Raw genomic sequence first — 21,608 nt, forward strand, 5'->3', positions numbered from 1 at the left:
AGCCATCTCCGTCTCGGCATACGAGCCAATGTCGCACAAATTGTTGCACTGTCTTTGCTAACCCGCCATTTGGCGCGGCCGAAAGGTTGACAGAGGTCTTGGCCTGAACGGCAACGAAACCGCCTACAGACGTTGCGACCAGAATATCGTCTACAGGCGCTTCGGACTCGAATCGCATCCAGAGCGGAGCAGTATTCCCTAGTCCCAGTACGGGGTCGATCGCGCGCGGGTTAATGATACCAAGGGCAAAATAGGCGCCGAGCTGCGCCTGAAAGCGCAGCCCGCCAGCGGCCGCTGCACCGCCGCTGGAAACGGTTGTTTCAGGATTGGGTGGGAATGATGAATTTACCATGTTAGATTTTAGCACTTGCGTTAAATGCAGCCCGGTGCAGCTGATGTATCATGCTCTAATGCCATCAATAGCTTCCACTGTCAATCGTTCGCCCCGGGCTGTTTTCTCTCCTGCTATGACCGCATAAAGCGACGCACCAACGTCATCGGTATCTTCCCCAATGACCAGGCCATTATCCGACTCGTCGGCGCCATGATGCTCGAACAAAACGACGAGTGGTCGCTGCAGTCGCGATACATGCAGCTTAAAGGATTGCAATCCATGAGCGGAAATCAGTCTGCACGGCTCTCTGCCGTGATCAACTGACCAGGGACCCAGCCCCTTGAGAATCACATCTCATACACCACGTCTAGGGACACCATTACACAAATCGGAAATTATGCCCTGATGGGTCTAGGGCACTGGCAGGCCCAGAAGTACGCCTGCTGTGCCTGGGCAGACCTTATTCTTTGATTGACATGAGGAAGGAAACACACCGCTTGAAAGCCGCTGCCAGGGCCAAAAGCCACGCCAGGCGGCCTTTGTCAGACTTTATTATTTATTGTCAGACTTTATTGTTTGTCCACAATTGTTACTCATTTTTCATCAAAAAAACAAGTCTTAAATCCAGAATTCCTTTGTAATTTTAACTTACCTTAATGCGTGCTAAGGTAAGCAGTGATATTTGACAGTTATATTTATGACTGTTATCGTACTCGTAGATTATCTTGAAATGCCACCATGTCTAGGCCTGCCTTCTCCCTTACAGACGCGCAAGCCCGTGCGCTTTCCTTGCGAACGGCCGAGCTTCAGGCGCTCTTTCCACTTGACCCGCGCAATCACCGCTCTTTTGTGCGTGCCTTTCTGCGCGCCGTGCAGGAAATTACGGGCAATTTTTATATAGCCCTGCCATTTACCATCGCCTACTGAGCGCCTACGCGCAGGATCGGCGCCCTTCAACCAGTACGCTCGCTGCAGAGAAGCAGGCGCTGGCCAATGAAGTCGCTTCGATGCCCACCACCGTGGCTACTCTTGACGAGCGAGACGCGCCGCGGCCGCTCGACGATTCCGGATCCCTGCGAGCAGTGGTCGCAGAGGTGATCGAATCGACATTGTTGAGGGTTACTCGCGGTACCGGCCAGGCAGACCTGGCGCAGGTCAATTTCTACGCATCGAGATTACGGGAAGCTGAGGTACAGGTTCGTGATCTGCGCGTCAGCTGCGCGCGGCTGACAGCTGAACTGAAAGTCGCGCACCAAGCTATACAGGCGCAAACGCAGGAAGCTGAAGGCTCCGCTCGAGTATTGAGTCAGCATCTGGTGACCGTGGTGAAACTGACCGGTGAAGTGTCCGACATACGTACCTTCGCATTGCAATCGATCGATGAAGCACGAAGCGAAGCTCGGGCATGGAAGGAGCGCTACGCTGCGATCGAGGCGCAGCGCCAAAAGGATTTGTTGCTTCTGGAAACGTTTCGACAGCAAGCATATCGTCATGGCGCATCTATTCCATCTTCTCTCTCCAAGGACACATTACCGTGAACGAAATTCGTGTCTTGGATTCGGCCACATTATCAACCGCCCTGCCCGTTTCTCATGGACTGGGACCAGTGGAAGACGACTGGGAAGCAGCCCAGGTATGGCTTCGCGCCATTGCCAGCCGCGGCCGGCGAAATTCCCCGGAGACTGTGGCGACCTACGGCTATCATCTGGCAAAACTGCGCTGGTTCTGTGAAAACGTGCACTTGGTACCACCCTCTCGCTGGGCTGCCCAGGACGTCGAGACATTTTTCGCATTCCTCAACGATTTGCCTGAAAGCGCCTTGTGCGCGCAGGATGCTGAAACTTTGCGATACGCACGGTCTGACGAAGACGGGCATACGCCCTTCCGCACGCGACCGTCTAAGAGTAGCCGTTCTGACATCCAGCGATGTATCCATGCGATGTTTCGGGCCTGGCGAGAGATGGGCTACATTCAAATCAATCCAATGGGATTGCATGGTGCTGGCTCGGTCAGAAAAGTGAATACCAATCGTGCTGTAGCTCCCGACCTGTATGACATCGTGCTCGAAGCAATGGATGCCGAGGAAAAGCCCACCTTTAGCCGGCGCCAGGCGTATGCCCGCGACCGATTCATCTTTATTGCACTGAGGGAGTTGGGTCTTCGCACGAGCGAGCTGGTTAAGGCCACGATGTCTGCCTTTTATCGTCTATCCGATCCGCAGGATGGAAAAACCTATTGGGTCATGGTGGTTCGTGAAGAAACTGCAAAGGGCCAAAAAGAACGAAAGATACCAGTGCCCCGCTCGGTGCTTGAGGCACTCGAAATCTATCGCGAAGCCTTTGGGATGGCGGCACACCCTGATACAGCCGAGAACAGCGCATTATTACTGTCAACGCGAACGAATAGGACCGCTGTGCTATCAGGCGGTAGCGCAATCAAAGACGTGCAGTCACGGCGCTATTTTCAGGCTTGGCTACCTGTAACAACGCGACATGGCCTATACCACATTGTGAAGAAACGCCTTGGTGAGGCCGCAGCTTTTCTGGAATCTGTTGGCGACATTGAACGGTCAATTCTATTACGTCAAGTATCTCCACATTGGCTGAGACATACCTTTGCGAAGGCAGCGTTACTGACTGGCCAAGACATTCGACATGTAGCCTCCTTGCTAGGACATAGTGACTTGACTACCACGATGGTATATACAGAACAAGATGCCTTGGATTTGATACGGTCAACTAACCGAATAGTGCCCGGCTTACTGGCAACCGATATGTCCTCCGTCGTTTAGCTATCTTGCTTAGCCTGAGCATTTTTACTTAGTCAAGGTCTGCTCGCTAGTGTTGCCGTCCGCCAGATGCCGCTCCCATGGTTATTTGGAATGTAATCGCCAGGTGTGTTTTATAGTTGGTAGCCGTGCATTCATATCAGGGCTATAATTCTAGCTGGTTACCGTCACCTGCCGCACGCGCCTGAGAGGGTACGACAAAGACGGGGTATACCCAGAATCCTTCCATATCGTGGTTTTTAACTATGGGCGGCCCGCAAAGCGTGCACCGGAAACACCGCCCGTGGAGAAACCATGAATACTCAACAGCTCAAGCAGTTGGCGGTGCGCCTGCGCGCCCTTTTAGAGGACGCCGCCGTCGAGATCGGACACGGCCAGGCACTGGACCTCAGCGCTTCGCTCGTCGGACTGCGAAATTGGCCTGAAGTCCAGGCATTCCCCCAGCGCGTTCAAGCACAAGAACTTGACCTTTCAGCTACAGCTCGCCTGGCCTATCGGCTTGCTAATAAATACAATCACGAAGCCAGTTCTACTGAACTACTGCAGTTGCTACTTCCACCTGCTGACCTGAGAAATGCCTCGACACCCTATATCTGGCCAGCAGGCCCTGAAGCCGGGGTATATATCACAACGACGCAGACGGCAATCGATGCGTTGGTGGAGCGGTACCAGGAGGCGACGGACGGCGCTGTGTTCTATGCCGAACGCGCCGGCATGGAACATGACGCCGCCATTAACCTCGGTGACGACGGACTCTGGTCGGGTGGACTGGAACGAGTCCCTAGCGGTACATTGGTCGTGCTTGGGCCGATCGAACTCGATCAGCAGTCGTGGCGCGAAGCGAGTGACCGGGTCGAGATGGCCTGCATTCGGGCCGAGAGTTCCGGTCATCGGGTAGCGATCCTGTTCGACACGCTGTTGCCTGCAATGGTAGGCGCCGACGCAACCGTAATGTTGCTTAACAAGGGGGACGACGACCTTCACGAAAATTTGGTCGGCACTGTAGGAGACGACGGCAATCTTCAGCCTGGCCTCGTTCGCCAGTACAGCCAACCGATCAAGGGGGCTACAGTGACAGATACGAGCGCCCTTCCAAAGCCGGTGGCAGACCAGCTAAAGGCAGTGTTTACGAAGAAAAATCGAGGCATCATTGCGCTGGGATCTATAGAGGACGTCGAGAATCATGGTACCAAAATTGGTGAGGCTGTCCTTGCCTTGACGGAGCATCTGGGCTTGGCAGCGCGCATTTTGCCGCGACACCGCAGCACGATGAGCAAGTTCGATCAAGTACCGGCGGCCGTAAGTCAGCTACCTTTTCTTGCATCGATCGAAAGTGCATATGCTCAAGGATACAGGCGGTTCTTGATCGATCCACGCTATACCAAACCCGAGGTGCTGGCCCGGTTTGTCGACGATTCCTTGTTCATCGCCTGTACCTACGCAGCAACCGTCGAAGAACTCGCCATGTGCACTGTGGCAGCAAATGGCCGCAGCCCATCACTGTTACCCTGGCTGCTCGCTGCTGTTGTGGTTGCGCCCATGCAGACTTCAGAGGGGACGGAAATTTTGACGGACGTTTATATCGGTGTCGAAGACGTTCACATCGACAATGCCGGCCACGTTTTTGACTTCGTGGCTAGACACCGAACGATACGAATTGAAGATCAGTTCAAGGCGTTGGTCGACAGTGGTGAAATTGATATCGCCGTCGCAAGCGATGCCGGGATTGGACAGCGAACGATAAAGCGTCTCGCACGGCTTTTCGACGCGGAGAGGTAGCGCAAGGCGAAAGGGGAGCTTTTCCCCTTTCTTCCTTCCAGGACCTTTGGGGTTAGCGTATCTCCTGTATTGTCTGCACTCCCTTATCAATTTCAGTCATGACATCATTGCAATGTGGGAAGATTTAGGTGCTCATTCAAAAAATCGATTAGTGTCCGGGGCAATCTTGGCATACGCTGTCGAGAAAGATATACAGCAAACATGCCTAAATTTTCCGTCTAGGCTTCGGAAAACAATTTTTATAAAAAGCAGGAAGATTTGAGCACCGACTAGGCTATTGGCTACCAAACTGCGAATCGAACGCTGATTCTCTCGGCCTTGCGGTGCGCCCATTTGGGTAGGAAACCAACGTTGCATGTCAGCCACTATGGACATGGCGCATCGCGGCAAACTATTCGCTCGTGTACGGGAGACCTGTCACACGGACGAGTGCGGCATTTCGGTCGAGGCTAACGACAGCGCGAATTGTTTTTGCTTGAAAATTTCCGTCAGCAAGGGTATCGCAATGGTGCTGCCATCCCTGCTCCCCTGGCAAAAGATCATTCGGAATGAGTGAATTGATATCTGTTCAAAATTAGCCAGAGGCAGTTTCCTTACCTGTGTGTCATGGATTTTTTATGTATCATTTTGATAATGTTGAGTATCAATAAGCTCCAACGCTTCTTTGACATTTGAGGCGACTTTCACGCCGATCCCACGAAATCCCGTGTTCATGAACACATGACGTCCGCTACGGGCGCAATGGAGCTCGCATTGCTCACCTGCGGCATCGGTCCTGGCGACGAAGTCATTACATCGACGCAAAGCTTCTTTCCGACGATGAACATGATCGTCAAGGTGGGGACGCGTCCGGTCTTCGTCGATTGCGATCTGGTCACGCGCGATCAGGTCAGGCTAAAATTTCCAAACAACAAAATGGATTGTAAGATATGCCATAATTCGAGGGTCGGCCGGGATTACGGTTTTTTTCGCAGAAAGATACTTAACTAATTGATTTATTTGGAGAATTCCACTTTGTAGTTCATCGGCGCCACTCCTAGCCTCGGCCGAGATGGGCGCTGCAAAGGACGAAGCTCAGAAAGCTCGCGCGATGGCCGCCAAGGCACGCGAGGCTGAGGCCGAATGGAATGGTAATGTCGAGGAGCTGCGCGCCCAATTGGTTGTACACGCCGCAACTGAGGGGGGCGGGTCAAAAGTCTAGGGCACCGGAGCGCCGAACTCAGCTAGTGGGCCGAGAACGATCTGAGACTGGACGATGCTGGCAATGGTGAACGATCAACGGGCGGCGTTAACGGCATGGGTCGTCAATTAACAGCCTTAATCCAGTCAAAGCACTTTTTGAATTCAGGCATTTTCAAGTCTAACTCAGCTGCGTCCAACTCGCGTAATTCCGCTTCCTGAGCAATTATCGCGTCCTCCCCTTTCTGATCATACCGGGTTACCTGCTCAATGCAGCCGTTTGGCCACATCCAAATTCCCAACGTCTTCAGTTCATCATGAACACTCGTTGCGATGCCCTTACCGACGTCATCTTGTGCCCACAGCGCCCATGTGTCTGCTGCTTGCCAGTTTGATTTTTTATCTTTTGCTGGCAGTCCATTATCGCCCAAATGGAACTTGTGAACTTCCTGCATTCGTTTCAATGCATCCTTCGTGTTTTGCACATCTGCGCGATCCTTTGGCAACAGCGAGGCATTGCCTTTACGAGCATCAACAAAGGCAAAATCCAAGTCAACAATGGCACATGCCTTGATTCCCATCGCGGCTAAAACTGGCATCGCTTTGGGAATATCCGAGCAAGCCCCCATTGAGACAAATGTGATTTGATGCAGTTCAGGAGCCACGCCAAATAGTCGTTCATAGGCAAGCGGCAGTAGACGCCGATCAGTTTTACCTTCGCATAAAACTACTCGTTCGGAAAAATATATTTCAGCTACATTGCCAAGCTCAAAGAGTGTTCTTGACTGAGACTCAGCATCATCTAACGCTGATTGCACTGCAGCCCGGAGTGGAATGCGAGCCGTTGTCCCTTGATCTTTCGTCTTGCCAACAATTACGGTGTCTGATGCGTTTTCTCTGCTTAGCATCAACGGTGAATGTGTGGAAAAGACAACTTGAAAACCTGCCTTCGACAGCTCAAAAAGCGCTTGCCGTAACCTGCGGACCCCTTGCGGATGCAAGTACAGTTCGGGTTCGTCAATTAAAAGTACGCGGCGGGCTGATGTAGCGGGATCCGCCGTTTTAACCCTTGCCAAGTAGCGAATCAATGCCATTTGAATGGCCCTTTGCGCCCCCGTCCCGATTTGATCGAATTTACGGCGGTCCCCAGTGATTTTATCTGTCACATGAAGGTCTCCAGCCTTAAAGAACTCTTTGATATCAACAATTTGGAGATCTAAATCGAGAGCTAAACCAGGAAAAAATGGCTCCAGAGCAGTAGTAACGCCGGTGTCGAAATCCTTCAGATGCTCTGATCTGTTGGCCCCCTTTGCAGTGAGAATTCCTCTCACGGTTGTCATAGCTTCGTTCAACGCAACATGAGTCTTGAGAATCGGGGCCATGATCTCATCAAGTAATGCCTTAATTGTCGTGCCAGCCTTTGCCTTACCTAAATCCTCTCCAATGTCATCCATCGCTTCAATATGCAGTGGCTCTGGAAGCAATGCCGACACCGCTTGAGGCAAGCCAGTAGGATAGTCTCGCCAATTCACAGGCACGCCAGTGCCTGTGTAACTGTCGAAGTCATAAACCTCAGCTTTCCACGCCTTAGCGCCCGTGCCTGTGGCACTTGCCCGAATCCAAAGGCGGCCGCCATTACAGTACGGTGATATGGCTGTCCGGTGCTTCTGTTCGGGTAAAAGGTCGATAATTGCCTGGCTAATTCCATCAATCCGAGCACACACTTCTACAGGCTGACTCGCATCCAAGAAATCGGTTTCAGCTAGCGCTCCTGGCTTCAACACCCACTTTATCGCATCTAGTATGCTTGACTTGCCAGTGTTGTTTTGGCCTACCAAGGGCGTAAATCCTTCAAGTGGCAGCTCTACTTCCTTGCAAGCGCGGTAGTTTTTAATTCGTATGTAGCTCAGGGAATGCATGTTATTCCTTATCGTGAAAGATACTTGCATTATTGACAATTTGCTGCCGAACATAATAACTGACAATAATCACAAAGCACAACAAAAAGCTACAGACAGACAAAGAATTAGATTTTCGCGTCCGCGAAAATCATGGTAGCGCTTGCGCCCGGCAGCTTCTCCACCGCGAACACGCCCAAGGCATGCAATACCTTGCCGATCAGCGCGACGCACTCGGAAATGAATTCGTCTGTCATGTAGCATACCCAGGGTTTGGAATCGCTCGTCGCCCACGCGAACCAGTGATCTGGCCATTTATCGTTGACGATGAGCGCGCGGAACTTTTCCCGTTCATCCATTGGCCATTCGAATCCAAGGTGGAACATCTTGTTGCGGTACGCGAACACCGCGCCCAGCGTTTTTCGAAGGTCGGACGGCAGAAATTCCTCCAGTCCGGTCGCGTTGGACAGCTGCATGATGCCTTCGATCAGATTTCCCCTCCTTTCCCCATTTTTCCAAATAAATCGGCAGTCCCAGCAGACCTCCGGATCCGCCTTCCATCTCGGATGCTCGGGCAGCAGATCGGTCGAATCGCCGAAGTGGGTCCGGGCGGATTGGAACGCCTGGTAGAAAACCGATTCGATGAACGGTGCCAGCATTCCGATTGCGGCCATGCTGTGCGCCGCGTCCGCATACACCGACGTGTTCAGGAGGTCGACCCGCTCGTCGTTCGCTTGGTGGCTTCGCATGCCGCTCAGGCGCGGCAGTTCACGCTCGATCTCCAGGATCCTTTCGCTGCTGCGCCGTTCGTTCTGCCTGTGCTGTTCCAGCAGGGAGCCGATGGCTTGAAGCTGCGACTCGTAGTCGACGGCCGGAAGCAGGATGCACGCGAAGTCACGGGGCGCCATGCTGAAGGATTCCTGGGAGCTGGTTATATCAGAAGGCTGCCCTTCGATGTTTTTCATAGATCCACCTTCCTGAATCCAGAGCTAGCGCTTGCCGACTTTGTAAAGTAGCGCATATGGACGCCGAAGATGTCCTTGAGGCGCGATACGGTCTCCTGTATTGGCTGGCCTTTCATCGCGCTCGCCTCGTCGCGGAGCATGAGGTGGTAGAAGGCCAACCAGAAAATCGTGGCCCGGTCGAAGTCGATCTTCCTGTACGGGCCGACCACGGAAAGGCATCCGGTTTCCGAGAACAGAGACGCTGCGCACTCGGCATTGGTGACGGAGCAAGACGAAAAGAAGACCCTACGGCCCTTCAGTGCCGGCGCGAGGATCTCGCCCAATTCGTCGAACGATAAATTGTCCAGCGTAAGGGCTATGCCATGCCGGTTGCCGTGGCACGATATGTGCAAATATCGGAACCTGCTTTTCTCAAAGAGGGCGACGGCCTTTTCGAGTTCTCTGCGCGTGCGTAGGTACATGTACTCGGGCTCGGAGCCGCTGAGCCGGAGCATTCGGGAAAGGATGCCACCTTCGAAGCGGTCCTCCTTCTCGTCGGAGAACCCGAGGGACTCGATAATGAAGACGCGCGGTAGGGTTGCCATGTGATCGTATCCGGAATTGGCGCAGTGCAGGCGCCGGGTTATGCTGCCTCGGACGTCACGAAGACGGCCAGGTCCTGTTCGGAAATCGGCGGCACGGCCGCCCCACGGACTCCGCCTTGCCGTAACTTACGGCGAGCTGCTTGCATCGTTCGTAGATCGTGGCGTCGTGGTAGTCGGACCGCATTTTGGCGACATGGCTTTCGAGCGCCCGCCACCAGTAGCGGACCGGAACCGAAAAGCTGTTTTCGATAAGGCCGTCGTCCAGCCATTTTCTTTGGTGGAGATTGGAAACGGTTTCAAGCACGTCCAAAAGCGGCACAAAAACCTCCTTGAGGGACGGGCCAGAATGGTTAAGTCCAATTGCCAGTCAGAGATAATTGGTCGAGGGATGCTCGCCGCAGCTTGCCGCTTGAACTCTGGGTTTGAAGCGGCGCCATGGGCTCAGGGGGCTTGCGATACCAACGCGTAGTGATTTCAATTAGATCACGGTACATCGGCTCTTTCAGGAAATACTGCACCATATACTGCGACAACGCTTGATTTGCCAAGAAGTGGCAGTCTCCTTTTCTCTGTAAGTTGTAATGATGATCTGCGAGGGTCGACTTCGGACGTTGCAGCATCCAACGTGGAACGTCTTTCCTATACCCCCTCGCGCGCATGGCATCGCCATACAGTGGTGCCATGAAATCATGGGGTACCCTGACTTTTTCGGACACTCTGGTTTGGTAAACTTCACCAACTGGAGAACATATGACACGCTCAAAAACCTACACACCGGAGCTTCGGGAAGAAGCGGTAAAACTGGTCCTGACACAAGGCCTGACGCTGGAAGACGCCGCGTTGCGCCTGACCATTCCAAAGGGCACGCTGGCCAACTGGGTGAGTGCGGCAAAGCGCGGTACGTCGCCTAAAGTGGCTCCTGGCAGCCGCTCCGTGCCTGAGCTGGAAGCCGAGGTAAGCAAGCTGCGCAAAGAGCTCGCCGAGGCACGCATGGAGCGCGATATCGTAAAAAAAGCGGCAGCGTACTTTGCGCGGGAGTCGCTGCCAGGTACGCGGTCATGAAGACCTTGCGACTCGAATTTCCCGTCACCGTCATGTGCCGCGTCTTTAGCGTCTCGCGCAGCGGTTTCTACGCTTGGGCGAACGGCAAACCGTCGCAGCGGGCGCAGGACGACGCGCGCCTGAAGGTCGCCATCGAGGCCGTGCACGCGCAGAGCCGGCAGACCTACGGCCCGTTGCGCATGCAGCCGGAACTGACGGCGCAGGGCTTTCCGGCCGGCCGTGATCGTATCGTCCGTCTGCGTCGCGAGCTCGCCTTACGCTGCAAGCAAAAGCGCAAGTTCAAGGCCACTACGAACTCGAACCATGACTTGCCGGTGGCCGACAACCTGCTCAATCAGACCTTTGCACCAACCCGGCCGAACGAAGCCTGGGTGACCGACATCACCTATGTAGCCACCGGCGAGGGCTGGCTTTACCTGGCCGGCATCAAGGACGTGTTCACCTGCGAGCTGGTGGGCTATGCGATGGACGAGCGCATGACGCAAACGCTGACGGCAACGGCCCTGTGGAAGGCTGTGCGCAACAAACGTCCTGCGCCGGGCCTGATTCACCACTCCGACCGCGGCAGTCAGGGCGGATTCAACCGGTCGTCGCAACACTACATTGTAGAACAGATTTTAGGTGCTCGTTCAGTGCTTCGGCCGGTGTCTTCCAGCCAAGCGTTTTCCGTGGCCTGGAATTGAGCGCGTTGGCAACGGCCTGCAGCTCTCGTGAGCTCCAACGAGACAGATCTGTCCCCTTTGGAAAGTACTGCCGTAGGAGGCCGTTCGTATTTTCGTTCGTGCCGCGCTGCCATGGACTGTGTGGGTCGGCAAAGAACACCTGCACCCCGGACTCGATCGTGAAGCGGGCGTGATCGGATAGTTCCTTACCACGATCCCAAGTCAATGACTGCCACAACTGGGCAGGCAATTTAGTCACCGTTTTCTTGAGCGCGTTGGTCATCGTAATAGCTCCATAGCCAGCCAGCGCGGGGCCATTCTTTGTTCTGGGAATCACCCCGTAGCCTTCCTCACGAGGTAGGTGAACAAGCATAGTGAATCGGCTTGACCGCTCAACCAGCGTCCCAATCGCGGACCTGTTCAGTCCGATGATCAGGTCCCCCTCCCAATGGCCCGGGACAGCACGATCTTGCGCTTCTGCAGGCCGGTTAGAGATCATCACATCCTCGTTGACGTGTGCCCATGCCTTCGCTTGCGCCCTTGCCCTGGGCACGCGCAACGCCCGTCCGCTACGCAGACAGCTAACCAGTTCACGCTTGAGAGCCCCTCGTCCCTGAATGTAGAGTGCTTGATAAATGGCTTCGTGAGAAATGCGCATAGATTCGTCATATGGGAAGTCGGTCTGCAGTCGGTTCGAAATTTGTTCGGGTGACCAAGCATTGACCCATTTGCGGTCACCGCGATGCGGCTTGTTTCTTCCTATGAACGGTGCTTGCACCGGTCCAGAAACGTGACGGCCCCTAGCGTCGCGAACCATGCCCTCCAACCTATCTTGCACGTACTGGCGCAACCGTGGATTAGTCGCGAGTTTGGATGGCTTGGGTCTTTTAGCAACCAGCTCCGCTTTCCACTGCGCAACCGAAGCGCGATACTCAAGTCGGCCGCCACGAGTTGCAGCGTTACGTGTTAGTTCTCGCGAAACCGTTGATGGGTTGCGTCCAATACGGCGCGCAATCTCTCGTATCCCGACACCTTGGCACGAAAGCAGTCCAATTTCCTCTCGCTCCGCGAACGACAAATACCGCCCGGATATCGGGCTTAACATGGAAAGTGGCATGCCGCCATTATGACGGAACCAGCGAGTCCCCACTGCCTGCGACACGTCCACTGCCTCTGCAGCCTTCTCAGTTGTAATGCCTGTTGCAATTTGCTTCCAGAATTGCCGCTCAGTTTCCCGTCGATGCGAAGGTGCACCTGGCGAACGCATCGCTCCTCGCCCCGTCAACTTATACATCCACCCCGCTGGTCGTCCCATAAACACCTCCTCGAATAAGGTGTTGCGACGACCGGTTGAATCCGCCCAGTACTGCGCTCATGACTATCAAAAACTGGTGAAGCAGTTCGGCATGCAGCCGTCCATGTCGCGCCGGGGAAACTGCTATGACAACGCGCCCATGGAGAGCTTCTGGGGTAGCCTGAAAAACGAGCTGGTGCACCATCAACGTTACGCCACCCGGGCCGATGCGAAAGCTGCAATACAGGAATACATCGAAAGCTTTTACAACCGCCAGCGGCGCCACTCGCGCCTCGGCAATGTTCCGCCCGCGTTGTTCGCTGAAAAATTCAGCAAACAGCCACGGGCGGCTTGAAACAAGAGTGTCCGCTATTGACAGTACACCTCATCAATCACGTACTCTCCAGCATCGACCCACGCATGATAGTGGTCTGGGTCGCTACCTACGTCATCACCGTCCAGCTTCCCAAAACTGAGAACATCCCGTGACACATCGTCGAGGAGGAGAAATGCAGCGCCGAACATTGGTCTGGCGGCGATCTGATAGTGCGTAAATAAAATGGTCGCACCCATCAAGGCAAAAAACTGGCAGGCATGAGCAGTAGCGGCGTCCTCGCTGTCGAGGACGGTTTTGATGGATTGGGTGATGCGTTGGTAGTCTGCTATTGGGAGCATGGGGGTGTACTTATCTCTTATGCTTGAAATAGGATTTTTTGCACTCGGCACGCGAAAAGCATACTTAGTCACCAACTCTAGACGCCGCTGAGCCGGCGGCCATTTTGTCGAGGTAGGTTCGCAATTGCTCGCCAATTTGCTCTTGTACCTGTAATTTCGCGTTGGCTTGAGCGTAAGCGTAAAGCCAGCGCCGTCTTGAACCCGGCAATGAATGAGAAGATGATGGCATCGCACCGCTGGGAAGCGGCGTGTTGTTTAAGCCGAAGGGAGCTGTGCGGCGCAGTTCCAGGGCAGGAAGTCGTCGACCCGGTTGACCGGATGATCGGCGATGTGGGCCAGCACATGGCGCAGCCAGGCCTCGGGGTCAACACCGTTGAGTTTGGCCGTGCCGATCAGCGAGTAGATGGCGGCGGCACGCTCGCCACCGCTGTCGGCACCGGCAAACAGGTAGTTGCGCCGGCCGATGGCAACACCACGCAGCGCCCGTTCAGCGGCCGAGTTGTCGATCTCGATGATGCCGTTGTCGCAGTAGCGCAGCAGCGCCGGCCACAGATTGAGCGCGTACTGGATCGCGGCCGCTGTGTCCGACTTGCGCGACAGCTTTTCAAGCGTGGCGCGTAGCCAGTTGCCGAAGTCGTCGAGCAATGGTCGTGATCGTTGCTCGCGCACCTGCTGTCGTTCATGCGGCGGTCTGCCGCGTATCTCGGCCTCGATCACATACAGCTCGGCGATCCGGTGCAGGGCCTCGGTCGTGATGGCCGATGGCCTGGCTGCATGCAGATCGTGGAACTTGCGGCGCGCATGTGCCCAGCACGCCGCTTCCTGGATGGTGCCATCGATATAGAGTGCATTGAAACCGGCATACGCATCGGCCTGCAGCACGCCCTTGAAGGTGGCCAAGTGAGTTTGCGGGTGGATGCCTTTGCGGCCCGGCGTGTAGGCGAACCAGACGGCCGCCGGCGTGGTGTCGCCGGCGGCGCTGTCATCGCGCACGTAGGTCCATAGCCGTGCCGTCCTGGTCTTGCCGTTGCCCGGCTCCAGCATCGGGATCGGGGTGTCGTCGGCGTGCAGCTTGGCGCCAGCGAGCACATGGCGCCGGATCGCGTCGACCAGCGGGCGCAACAAGGCGCTGGCGGCACCCACCCAGTTCGCCAGCAGCGCTCGCTCCAGTTCAACGCCTTCGCGGGCATAGATCACCGACTGCCGGTACAGCGGCAGATGGTCGGCAAACTTGGCCACCAGCACATGTGCCAGCAAGCCCGGCCCGGCGATGCCGCGTGCAATCGGTCGGCTTGGCGCGGGCGCCTGCACAATGGTGTCGCAGCACTTGCAGGCCAGTTTCGGACGCACATGACGGATCACGCGGAAGCTGCCTGGTATCCACTCCAGTTGCTCGGCGACGTCCTCACCCAAGGGACGCAAGCTACCGCTACAGGCGGGGCAAGCTTCGCCTGGCGGCGGGTACATTTTCTCGTCTCGCGGCAAGTGTTCTGGCAAGGGACGGCGCACCGATTGCTTGCGCGGCGCCTGGTCGGCCGCTGGCATCTCGCGCGCCGCTTCGCCCTCGTCAGCCTGCAGGTCTTCCAGCTGCAATTCCAGTTGCTCGATCTGGTGGTCGAGCTTCTCCGACTTGCGGCCGAACTGCATGCGCCGCAGTTTGGCGATCTGCAGCTTGAGATGCTCGATCTCGACATCGCGCGTGTTGAGCTGCTCAGTCAAGCCGGCGACGACCTGCTGCTGCGCGAGCAGCAGTGCTTTCAAGGCATCGATATCGTTGGGCAGGTCGGCGAGGTTGAGCATGGACCGAGTTTACGCGAGGGCGCCGACGTTTACAAGGCCGATGATGGTTGCCAGGTACGCTCTGGCCGCCGCCAGTCGATGCCTTCGAGCAGCATCGACAGCTGTGCCTGCGATAGCAATACCGTGCCGCTGGTCGCCTGCGGCCAGACGAAGCGGCCGCGTTCAAGCCGCTTGGCCAGCAAACACAGCCCATCACCACTCCACCACAGCACTTTGATCATGTCGCCACGCCGCCCACGGAACACGAACACGTGACCGCTGAACGGGTCTTCGTCCAGGGCCGTTTGCACCCTGGCCGCCAGGCCGTTGAAACCAGAGCGCATGTCGGTCACACCGGCTGCGATCCAGATGCGTGTGCCCGCCGGCAAGCCAATCACGGCCGCAGGCTTTGCAAGACGAGCTGGAGCAGCGCGGCGTCGATGCCGGCATGCAGACGCACGATGGCATCGCCAAGGATGATCTCGATCATGCTGCTTGGCTCAACCGTGTGCGGTGATGGTGACCGTGTCGTGGCAGGCTGAATATGCACCGGCAGCAGCGCAGGTGCGACCGGCTCAAACAAACCGGCACGCAACTCGCGGCGCCACTTGAACAGCATATTGGCGTTGATGCCGTTCTGCTGCGCCAGCTTCGACACCGAAATACCAGGTGTGCAAGCCTCGATGGCGAGACGCCGTTTGAAGTCAGCCGGATAGTTGGGGTGCCCTTTGCGGTTGCCTGCCGTTTTATCTGTATCCAAAGTGATTCCCATCAAAAAAGTGACGGAAACTACTTTGGGGTATGTGGACTTTTAAAGATAGACGGCGGTGGGAAGACGCTTACGCTTGAGCGAGCAAAAGCTCAAGTTCACGAACCTGTTCCTTCACCGGCGCCATCTGGTCGTTCGCCTCTCTCAACTGCCCGGCGAGCACTTCCACTTCGGCAATTTTACTGGCAAGTTGCCGCTCTGTGTCGGAAGCGTTTACCTGCAGCGATTGCAGCATGTCGATTTTCTGCTCCAGCTTGCGATTTTGCGTGATTTGCTCGTACAGGCCCTGTTTTGTATGGGACAGTTCCGCCACGCGAGTGAACATGGCCGGGTTCCCAGCCACGTGTGGACAAACAATAAAGTTTGACAGAAGCACTCCTGTGAGGAGATCAATTACAACACGCTCCGTATGCAAATAAAGTTCGACACAAACGCCAGCTGAAGCACCTGCAACCCTCGATTGCAACAATAAAGTTTGACACAACCTACGGTTTTCGCTGGACCTACGCAACTTCTATCTGCAATCGTCGTCATAATTGTCGGGATTATTCATCCAGTCAGGTTCAATATCGTTGAAGTACATGCCCTGTGTTACGGGCAGCAATTCGACACTATCTAGTGTCAACCCATCTGCATCGATCTGAACCGTCACTAGCGCCTCAAATCTAATATCAACGTCTTCATGGATCGTGGTGCTGCCCATAGCAACATAGTCGCGATCAATGCTGTCAAATTTTTCGAAGCTAAAGTGTGCGTCAATTTGCAAGAAAGCGGTTCCGCTAACTTTAATCACTGCCTGCCCGTCGTCATGGGATATCGTATCTAGCGTGGCGCCGGTTGCATCGGGAATGTCGAGGCTGATATCGTCAACTGTTAGCTCAACGCCATCCTCTTCCACTGAGAACTGGGAATTGGCTTCGATACGAAATTCAAACTTGTCTACCTGATCTCGGATAGCTTCGAGTACGGCTACATGAAGCTGGATAGCGTCTCCGGTCACAAACAGTGTAGCCAGGCGTACTGCAGGCTCACGGGCCACTCCCAACCCTTGAACGGTCGAGAGCGCATCGGCGAGATCGTCGATAACAACGAGACGCTTTGATTGCGCACCGTATCGATGCCAATCTTTGTCATGCGCGACAACCAGAATTTGCGTGTTGCGGTCCTCCGCCCAGCCTTCGAGGGTCGCCAGCGCTACTGCATCCGGGAATTCTTGTTTCTTCTCGCCGGTTTCTGCGAACGGTGGCTCACCTGCCTCGTATCGCCGCATAATCTCACCTATGGAAGCAAATTCGTCCTCGTGAAGAATCTCCGCGCCTACACGCTGCGCCCAGTCGTCAAAGCGCTTGCGGGCCCGCGTATCATCATCGGACACTGCGAGATTGATTAGCTCGGTCAATGCTTCCTGATGCTTCGAACTCAACGCTCGATGCTTGGCGGTATGGGCCAGCGCAATGCGCAAAGACTTTGTTGCGTCCGTTGCATTTTTTGCGAGATGCCGTTTCACCTCGTTAGCCACGGTGTTCGTTACGACAAGTTCAAAATCGCTTTCACGAAATTGCTCCAGCTGTGCCAGCAGCCCGCTTTCCAGCGCGAGGCTGTTACGTTCGAAGATGGATGTATCGATTGTCAACGCGGTGATCTCACCGGCGAGGATCTGATTATTGATTTTCTCGTCCATGAACGTTTGTGTATTTATCCTATCGTTTTTCGAGTACTTATGAATGGCAGTAGAAGTTCCTATGAGCATGTCCGTCCCAGGCTCTTGTGTCAAACATTATTGTTTTGTGTCAAACTTTATTGTTTTATGTTCAACTTTATTGTTCATCCACACCACGTACTTGATGATCCAATTCTTTTGAGTAGCCACGGTATTTCCCCATGTATTGTGAACCGTCAGTTCGTCGTATTAATTGCAACCCATTTATGCCCCCATTCCTTCACAGTTTTTCGGGAGCGACTTTGAACTAATGGGAAGTAACGAATCTGGTACTTGCAACCATTGTGGCTAACGACGGACTTTGCGGCAGCATTTGGGTATAATCCGTCAAGTTCATCATTAAGTTTTTCTTCCTCTGTCTTCTCAATTATTCCTGAGAGCTTGAGAAGCTCAGTAATTCGCCTAACCTTGGACCCCGCATCCCGCCGTTGCGCCGCGTACTTGTTCGGATTGTTACTGCTGTCGTTTGCGAACGCATCGTTCCAGCGCTCAAGTTCATCTTTTGCTTTGGCAAGGTCATCCAATGTGTACATAGCCCTTGTTTCCTTCACGTGGTTCGGTCAGCAATCATCATAGCGCTAACGTTTTCGATAATGACTTTTGCAACCTTTGATTTGAGGTGGGATACTCCAATGTTGATACGGGCCAAATACGGAAAAGGCCGCCCCAATTCAGAGTATTGTTCAGCTGTAGGGTCAATGATTTCGCCAGCGGCATTCTCCAGCCAGTAGTGTTTTATTCCAAGTTCATCGACCGCCTTACGTACTTTGTATCCTTCAGCCTTCCCGCCCAGCAGGTTGTACATCGCAATGGTCGCATGGTGACAGTGGCCGCAATACTCACTATCTACTACCCCACGATATTCGACGGGAACGTATTCTGCTTTCAGCTGACTTCGAACCAGGTCGAAGACACGTTGTTCAGATGGATTCATGTTTTCCTATGGCCGGCTCATGAATTGGAGGAACGGATTTAGACTCGTGAATTTGCTGCAAGCAGCCTTCAGCTCGGGAGCTGCATTATCCCAAAAAACCACGTGTACCACGTAGCCTTCCTGGACTAGATCTTCAACGACAGGACAGAAGTCTTTATCACCGGCGACAAGCGTAATCTCATCCAAACCCTTGCGAATTTTTCCGGAGTAAGCATCCTTGGTAATCTGATGTGCGATTGCGACATCTACCTTTTTCTCTTTACCGGCGAAATTCTTATCAAAAGTTTTAACATCGAAACCTTTGCGACCAACCATAGTCCAGAATGTATCGCTCGGCGGTGGAGACCCCCATAGTTTAGCTCCGCCAATTTCAGCCTTGTCACCACAAGCGAATTCGTGCAGATGCCCGTAGTCGAGGTTCCAGTCACGATCTACAACTTGGTTGTTCATCGCCTCCACGTAATTCTCAGCACCAGAGAGCTTCTTTGCTACAGCAGATGCACGGCAGCCTTCGGCATACACGTTGGAATTATCCACGTATGTGAAATTCATCTAAGTTCTTTCCAAAAAATCCGGCAACTGCCGGGTGCGTTGCGCCAGGTGGCACGTTTTCCTAGTTATACTTTAGTCGCCTGGCAAACCACTATTACAGTACCAGTAGTACTTTCGCGTGGTGCCTTCAATCGTAGATTGATAGGTGAAGGTCGCACGCTTACTTTGAAGTCTGGCTATTCCTTGAATTTCGCTATTCGATCATGAATCAGGTTGTTAACTTGATCGCCCGTCACCCCAATTTGAACCATCCGTACTTGCTCTGCTCGCATCCGTCCGATTAATGCCTCACGTTTTGGATCGTGCAGGGTCATCCTACGAAGTTGGTTGTGCAATTCAAAAAGGGGCCTTAAGCGTTTGTCGTGTAATACCATCATCCCGAATTTTTTCCTAGCAAGCACTGACGAGAGATGCAATTGTGCATCTGGAATTGCACAGGTATGTCCGGTTGCCAGCTTTACAAGCCCATCCCCTTACTTTATTTTCAATGGTTTTCCGTATTCGTCAGGTTGCTTCTATGTAGTGGTTTAAGGGCACCTCGAAAAACCTTGGCTGACATAGCAGCAGGTCGGTAGAATTCTGACATCGAACGAAGCCCAAGAGTTGCGTGATGATGAAGCCCCGAATCAGCCTGTTTGCCGAGCAAGAGCGCGAAGAGCGCCGGTCGAAGATCGGCGATCCTTTGGTCGGCTTGGCCGAGCATGTGGACTTCGAGGCGCTGGCAGCACGGATCGATACAGCTGCACCGCGGCCATCACGCGCCAAAGGCGGCCGGCCGCCATATCCGACGATCTTGATGATCAAGATCCTAGTGCTGCAACAGCTCTACAATCTGGCTGATGATGCGCTGGAGTATCAGTTACTGGACCGCCGCAACTTCCTGCGCTTCCTCGATCTGACCGAGAGCAGCAGCATCCCAGACGCGAAGACGATCTGGCTGTTTCGTGACCGCCTTGCCTAGGCCGGCGTCGGTAATCAGGTATTTGAGCAAGTCCAGCAGCAACTGCTGTCGCAAGGTTATCTAGCGCGCTGCGGCCAGATCGTTGATGCCTCGCTGGTGCAGGAGCCGATTCAGCGCAACAAACGAGAAGAGGCCGATACCGTCAAGGCAGGAACGATGCCGCTGGAGTGGAAGGCACACAAGCGCGCCCAGAAGGACGTCGATGCGAAGTGGACGAAGAAGCACGGCAAGAGCCACTTCGGCTACAAGCTGCATGCCAGCGTGGACAAGCGTTGCAAGCTGATCCGAAAGATCGCCGTCACGCACGCTGCGGTAGCCGACACGAATGTCTTTGAAGAGCTGCTCGACCCAAGCAACACCAGCCGTGATGTGTACGCTGACCGGGGTTATCCCAGCATCGGGCGTGAGGCCAGATTGAAACAGGCTGGTTGGCGCGTGCATATTCAGCGCCGGGGGCATGCCACGAAAGGCATTTCAGAAACGCAGAAGCAGCGCAACCGCGCGATCGCCACGCCACGCGCCCGGGTTGAACACGTATTCGGGGCGCTGACCCAGATGGGCGGCAAGCTGGTGCGATGCCTGGGCATCGTGCGCGCCACATTTGCTTTGCAGCTGAAAGCAGCCAGTTACAACCTCAAGCGCCTCGTTTTCCTGAAAGAGCGCGGCCTGGCACCGCTCTAAACCGCGAAGCTAGCGGCCTACGGCCGCCTTCTTGAATGTCCCTGCACTTTATTGTATTCAATGCTGCATCGGCGCCACGACAATCAGCAGCATAGCGGTTGACGTGGCTGCGCGAAAAGCGAGTTATTCGAGGTGCCCCTAATGTACCTGGACACCAATTTAGGCGAGAATGCTCGCCATGGAGAGGTGTTTGATGAGCAAGCAAAGACGTACATTTTCCCCTGAGTTCAAACAGCAGACGGCACGCCTGATGGCCTTTTAATCTCACCGAAGCTGCCTTGCTCGGACTGGAGCAAGCAAATGCAAATCATCGATCGTGGGGAACGCGGTTGCTCCTTCCCACCATAGTTGTTCATTCTCATCCTCCACAATTTCGCTCCACTGTATCAACGAGGCGCCCTCTGAGCTTTCAGCGTATTTTAATGAGCGCAGAGGCTTGTTTACCGAATTCAAGATTCGAAGGTACCAAGTGGCGTACATTGCTAGGAATGAGATGAACCACCCTATGCGAGGCGTCCTGTCTTGATGAAGCCCTAGGTCAATCGCGGGTTCGTCGCGGAGCGTCGTTAGATATGGTGTCCACGGGCCACCCGCCCAAGCTCGATCTTCAAGCTGTTGTCTCATGCATAGGAAAGCCAGCAACCGTGGCTTGAAATCCCTGATCTGATCACAATCGGAGATTAGAGCCGCATTAAATTGCATTTCGCTCCACCCTTCCCGCTCGCAAATCCAGCGCTGTAGACGGCGTAGAACACACCGATATACAGCTGACGGTGTGCGTACCCGATCTTGCCAATCCCGCCTGTATTTTGGCCAAAGAACTCTAGGAATTACCTCCGTAGCAATGCGAATGCGCCAAGGTAAGATGGTGATGGATGTGACACTTGGCATATCAAAGCAGTCAGGAGGTGGGATCTGCAGTAGCGTTAGGCCGCGATGTTCGTTTGCTGGCCGGATTGACCCTCTCAGTTTGACCCTCCCTCCAAGTCCTT

The 21,608-nt window shown here is 54.4% G+C and carries 19 protein-coding genes and 4 pseudogenes; 8 read left to right on the top strand and 15 right to left on the bottom strand.

The window, feature by feature from the left end; all coding sequences use genetic code 11:
* Positions 1 to 475: 475 nt before the first annotated feature.
* The 5 genes and pseudogenes from GJA_RS27980 to GJA_RS28700 all read left to right on the top strand — a co-directional run.
* A pseudogene (locus GJA_RS27980) lies at positions 476 to 658 on the top strand (transposase); the annotation flags it as partial.
* Positions 659 to 1,341: 683 nt separating this feature from the next.
* Entirely contained in the window at positions 1,342 to 1,872 is a 531-nt protein-coding gene (locus GJA_RS27790) for a hypothetical protein (RefSeq protein WP_167541101.1), read from the top strand.
* A complete protein-coding gene (locus GJA_RS11535) occupies positions 1,869 to 3,125 on the top strand; it encodes a tyrosine-type recombinase/integrase (protein ID WP_167541102.1) in 1,257 nt (418 codons plus the stop codon). Before GJA_RS27790 ends, GJA_RS11535 begins: the two co-directional genes overlap by 4 nt.
* Before the next feature lie 291 nt (positions 3,126 to 3,416).
* A complete protein-coding gene (locus GJA_RS11540; RefSeq protein WP_051780690.1) occupies positions 3,417 to 4,901 on the top strand; it encodes a glyoxalase superfamily protein in 1,485 nt (494 codons plus the stop codon).
* 720 nt (positions 4,902 to 5,621) lie between these two features.
* Positions 5,622 to 5,891, top strand: a complete 270-nt coding sequence (locus GJA_RS28700; protein ID WP_038492275.1) for a DegT/DnrJ/EryC1/StrS family aminotransferase — start codon at positions 5,622 to 5,624, stop codon at positions 5,889 to 5,891.
* 314 nt (positions 5,892 to 6,205) lie between these two features.
* Here GJA_RS28700 and GJA_RS11550 read toward each other — a convergent pair whose 3' ends face one another.
* From GJA_RS11550 to GJA_RS28705, 5 genes are all read right to left on the bottom strand, one after another.
* Complete coding sequence (locus GJA_RS11550) at positions 6,206 to 7,999, bottom strand: ATP-dependent nuclease (RefSeq protein ID WP_038492279.1); 1,794 nt, start codon at positions 7,997 to 7,999, stop codon at positions 6,206 to 6,208.
* 107 nt (positions 8,000 to 8,106) lie between these two features.
* Positions 8,107 to 8,943 carry a hypothetical protein gene (locus GJA_RS11555; RefSeq protein ID WP_038492282.1) on the bottom strand — a complete coding sequence of 279 codons (837 nt, stop codon included), beginning with the start codon at positions 8,941 to 8,943 and terminating at the stop codon, positions 8,107 to 8,109.
* A complete protein-coding gene (locus GJA_RS11560) occupies positions 8,940 to 9,527 on the bottom strand; it encodes a CHAT domain-containing protein (protein WP_038492285.1) in 588 nt (195 codons plus the stop codon). Before GJA_RS11560 ends, GJA_RS11555 begins: the two co-directional genes overlap by 4 nt.
* A 55-nt stretch (positions 9,528 to 9,582) precedes the next feature.
* Positions 9,583 to 9,846, bottom strand: coding sequence for a hypothetical protein (locus GJA_RS11565; RefSeq protein WP_038492288.1), 264 nt, complete (start codon positions 9,844 to 9,846; stop codon positions 9,583 to 9,585).
* A gap of 31 nt (positions 9,847 to 9,877) precedes the next feature.
* Entirely contained in the window at positions 9,878 to 10,210 is a 333-nt protein-coding gene (locus GJA_RS28705; protein ID WP_144241493.1) for a DUF2026 family protein, read from the bottom strand.
* Between the two features lie 67 nt (positions 10,211 to 10,277).
* On the opposite strand from GJA_RS28705, the pseudogene GJA_RS28280 reads away from it, so the two are divergent.
* A pseudogene (locus tag GJA_RS28280) lies at positions 10,278 to 11,161 on the top strand (IS3 family transposase); the annotation flags it as partial.
* A 7-nt stretch (positions 11,162 to 11,168) separates the two neighbouring features.
* On the opposite strand, the gene GJA_RS26670 reads toward GJA_RS28280, so the two are convergent.
* Positions 11,169 to 12,545, bottom strand: a complete 1,377-nt coding sequence (locus tag GJA_RS26670; protein WP_081905627.1) for an IS30 family transposase — start codon at positions 12,543 to 12,545, stop codon at positions 11,169 to 11,171.
* A gap of 64 nt (positions 12,546 to 12,609) precedes the next feature.
* On the opposite strand from GJA_RS26670, the pseudogene GJA_RS27285 reads away from it, so the two are divergent.
* A pseudogene (locus tag GJA_RS27285) lies at positions 12,610 to 12,900 on the top strand (integrase core domain-containing protein); the annotation flags it as partial.
* A 14-nt stretch (positions 12,901 to 12,914) separates the two neighbouring features.
* On the opposite strand, the gene GJA_RS11590 reads toward GJA_RS27285, so the two are convergent.
* The 9 genes from GJA_RS11590 to GJA_RS11630 all read right to left on the bottom strand — a co-directional run bounded on the left by GJA_RS11590 (position 12,915) and on the right by GJA_RS11630 (position 18,974).
* On the bottom strand, positions 12,915 to 13,220 hold the full coding sequence (locus tag GJA_RS11590) for a DUF2026 family protein (protein ID WP_051780693.1): 306 nt from the start codon (positions 13,218 to 13,220) through the stop codon (positions 12,915 to 12,917).
* 255 nt (positions 13,221 to 13,475) lie between these two features.
* Entirely contained in the window at positions 13,476 to 15,020 is a 1,545-nt protein-coding gene (gene tnpC, locus GJA_RS11595) for an IS66 family transposase (protein WP_038492296.1), read from the bottom strand.
* A 29-nt stretch (positions 15,021 to 15,049) separates the two neighbouring features.
* Entirely contained in the window at positions 15,050 to 15,397 is a 348-nt protein-coding gene (tnpB, locus tag GJA_RS11600; protein ID WP_038492299.1) for an IS66 family insertion sequence element accessory protein TnpB, read from the bottom strand.
* Positions 15,394 to 15,759 carry an IS66-like element accessory protein TnpA gene (gene tnpA / locus GJA_RS11605; RefSeq protein WP_242404519.1) on the bottom strand — a complete coding sequence of 122 codons (366 nt, stop codon included), beginning with the start codon at positions 15,757 to 15,759 and terminating at the stop codon, positions 15,394 to 15,396. The genes tnpB and tnpA overlap by 4 nt, the downstream gene beginning before the upstream one ends.
* Positions 15,760 to 15,838: 79 nt before the next feature.
* Positions 15,839 to 16,093 carry a hypothetical protein gene (locus tag GJA_RS11610; protein WP_061301587.1) on the bottom strand — a complete coding sequence of 85 codons (255 nt, stop codon included), beginning with the start codon at positions 16,091 to 16,093 and terminating at the stop codon, positions 15,839 to 15,841.
* Between the two features lie 189 nt (positions 16,094 to 16,282).
* Positions 16,283 to 17,449 carry a PIN domain-containing protein gene (locus GJA_RS11615; protein ID WP_144241495.1) on the bottom strand — a complete coding sequence of 389 codons (1,167 nt, stop codon included), beginning with the start codon at positions 17,447 to 17,449 and terminating at the stop codon, positions 16,283 to 16,285.
* A 215-nt stretch (positions 17,450 to 17,664) separates the two neighbouring features.
* The gene (locus GJA_RS11620) at positions 17,665 to 18,021 is read right to left on the bottom strand and encodes a hypothetical protein (RefSeq protein ID WP_038492309.1); all 357 of its coding nucleotides are present in this window, start codon (positions 18,019 to 18,021) and stop codon (positions 17,665 to 17,667) included.
* 14 nt (positions 18,022 to 18,035) lie between these two features.
* A complete protein-coding gene (locus tag GJA_RS11625; protein ID WP_144241496.1) occupies positions 18,036 to 18,422 on the bottom strand; it encodes a hypothetical protein in 387 nt (128 codons plus the stop codon).
* A gap of 6 nt (positions 18,423 to 18,428) precedes the next feature.
* Positions 18,429 to 18,974 carry an NYN domain-containing protein gene (locus tag GJA_RS11630; RefSeq protein ID WP_038492312.1) on the bottom strand — a complete coding sequence of 182 codons (546 nt, stop codon included), beginning with the start codon at positions 18,972 to 18,974 and terminating at the stop codon, positions 18,429 to 18,431.
* A gap of 613 nt (positions 18,975 to 19,587) precedes the next feature.
* On the opposite strand from GJA_RS11630, the pseudogene GJA_RS11640 reads away from it, so the two are divergent.
* Positions 19,588 to 20,616: pseudogene (locus tag GJA_RS11640) on the top strand (IS5 family transposase).
* Positions 20,617 to 21,608 lie beyond the last annotated feature (992 nt).

The organism is Janthinobacterium agaricidamnosum NBRC 102515 = DSM 9628, assembly GCF_000723165.1.
Classification (GTDB): Bacteria; Pseudomonadota; Gammaproteobacteria; order Burkholderiales; family Burkholderiaceae_D; genus Janthinobacterium; species Janthinobacterium agaricidamnosum.

Bases quoted from the DNA above. Each gene is read 5' to 3' on its own strand.
- GJA_RS11620 (WP_038492309.1), bottom strand. From the start codon at position 18,021: ATGTACACATTGGATGACCTTGCCAAAGCAAAAGATGAACTTGAGCGC.
- GJA_RS11555 (WP_038492282.1), bottom strand. From the start codon at position 8,943: ATGAAAAACATCGAAGGGCAGCCTTCTGATATAACCAGCTCCCAGGAA.
- GJA_RS11590 (WP_051780693.1), bottom strand. From the start codon at position 13,220: ATGCTCCCAATAGCAGACTACCAACGCATCACCCAATCCATCAAAACC.
- GJA_RS11560 (WP_038492285.1), bottom strand. From the start codon at position 9,527: ATGGCAACCCTACCGCGCGTCTTCATTATCGAGTCCCTCGGGTTCTCC.
- GJA_RS11610 (WP_061301587.1), bottom strand. From the start codon at position 16,093: ATGTTCACTCGCGTGGCGGAACTGTCCCATACAAAACAGGGCCTGTAC.
- GJA_RS11615 (WP_144241495.1), bottom strand. From the start codon at position 17,449: ATGGACGAGAAAATCAATAATCAGATCCTCGCCGGTGAGATCACCGCG.
- GJA_RS11630 (WP_038492312.1), bottom strand. From the start codon at position 18,974: ATGAATTTCACATACGTGGATAATTCCAACGTGTATGCCGAAGGCTGC.
- GJA_RS11550 (WP_038492279.1), bottom strand. From the start codon at position 7,999: ATGCATTCCCTGAGCTACATACGAATTAAAAACTACCGCGCTTGCAAG.
- GJA_RS26670 (WP_081905627.1), bottom strand. From the start codon at position 12,545: ATGTATAAGTTGACGGGGCGAGGAGCGATGCGTTCGCCAGGTGCACCT.
- GJA_RS11625 (WP_144241496.1), bottom strand. From the start codon at position 18,422: ATGAATCCATCTGAACAACGTGTCTTCGACCTGGTTCGAAGTCAGCTG.
- tnpC (WP_038492296.1), bottom strand. From the start codon at position 15,020: ATGCTCAACCTCGCCGACCTGCCCAACGATATCGATGCCTTGAAAGCA.
- GJA_RS28705 (WP_144241493.1), bottom strand. From the start codon at position 10,210: ATGGCACCACTGTATGGCGATGCCATGCGCGCGAGGGGGTATAGGAAA.
- GJA_RS28700 (WP_038492275.1), top strand. From the start codon at position 5,622: ATGACGTCCGCTACGGGCGCAATGGAGCTCGCATTGCTCACCTGCGGC.
- GJA_RS11540 (WP_051780690.1), top strand. From the start codon at position 3,417: ATGAATACTCAACAGCTCAAGCAGTTGGCGGTGCGCCTGCGCGCCCTT.
- GJA_RS27790 (WP_167541101.1), top strand. From the start codon at position 1,342: ATGCCCACCACCGTGGCTACTCTTGACGAGCGAGACGCGCCGCGGCCG.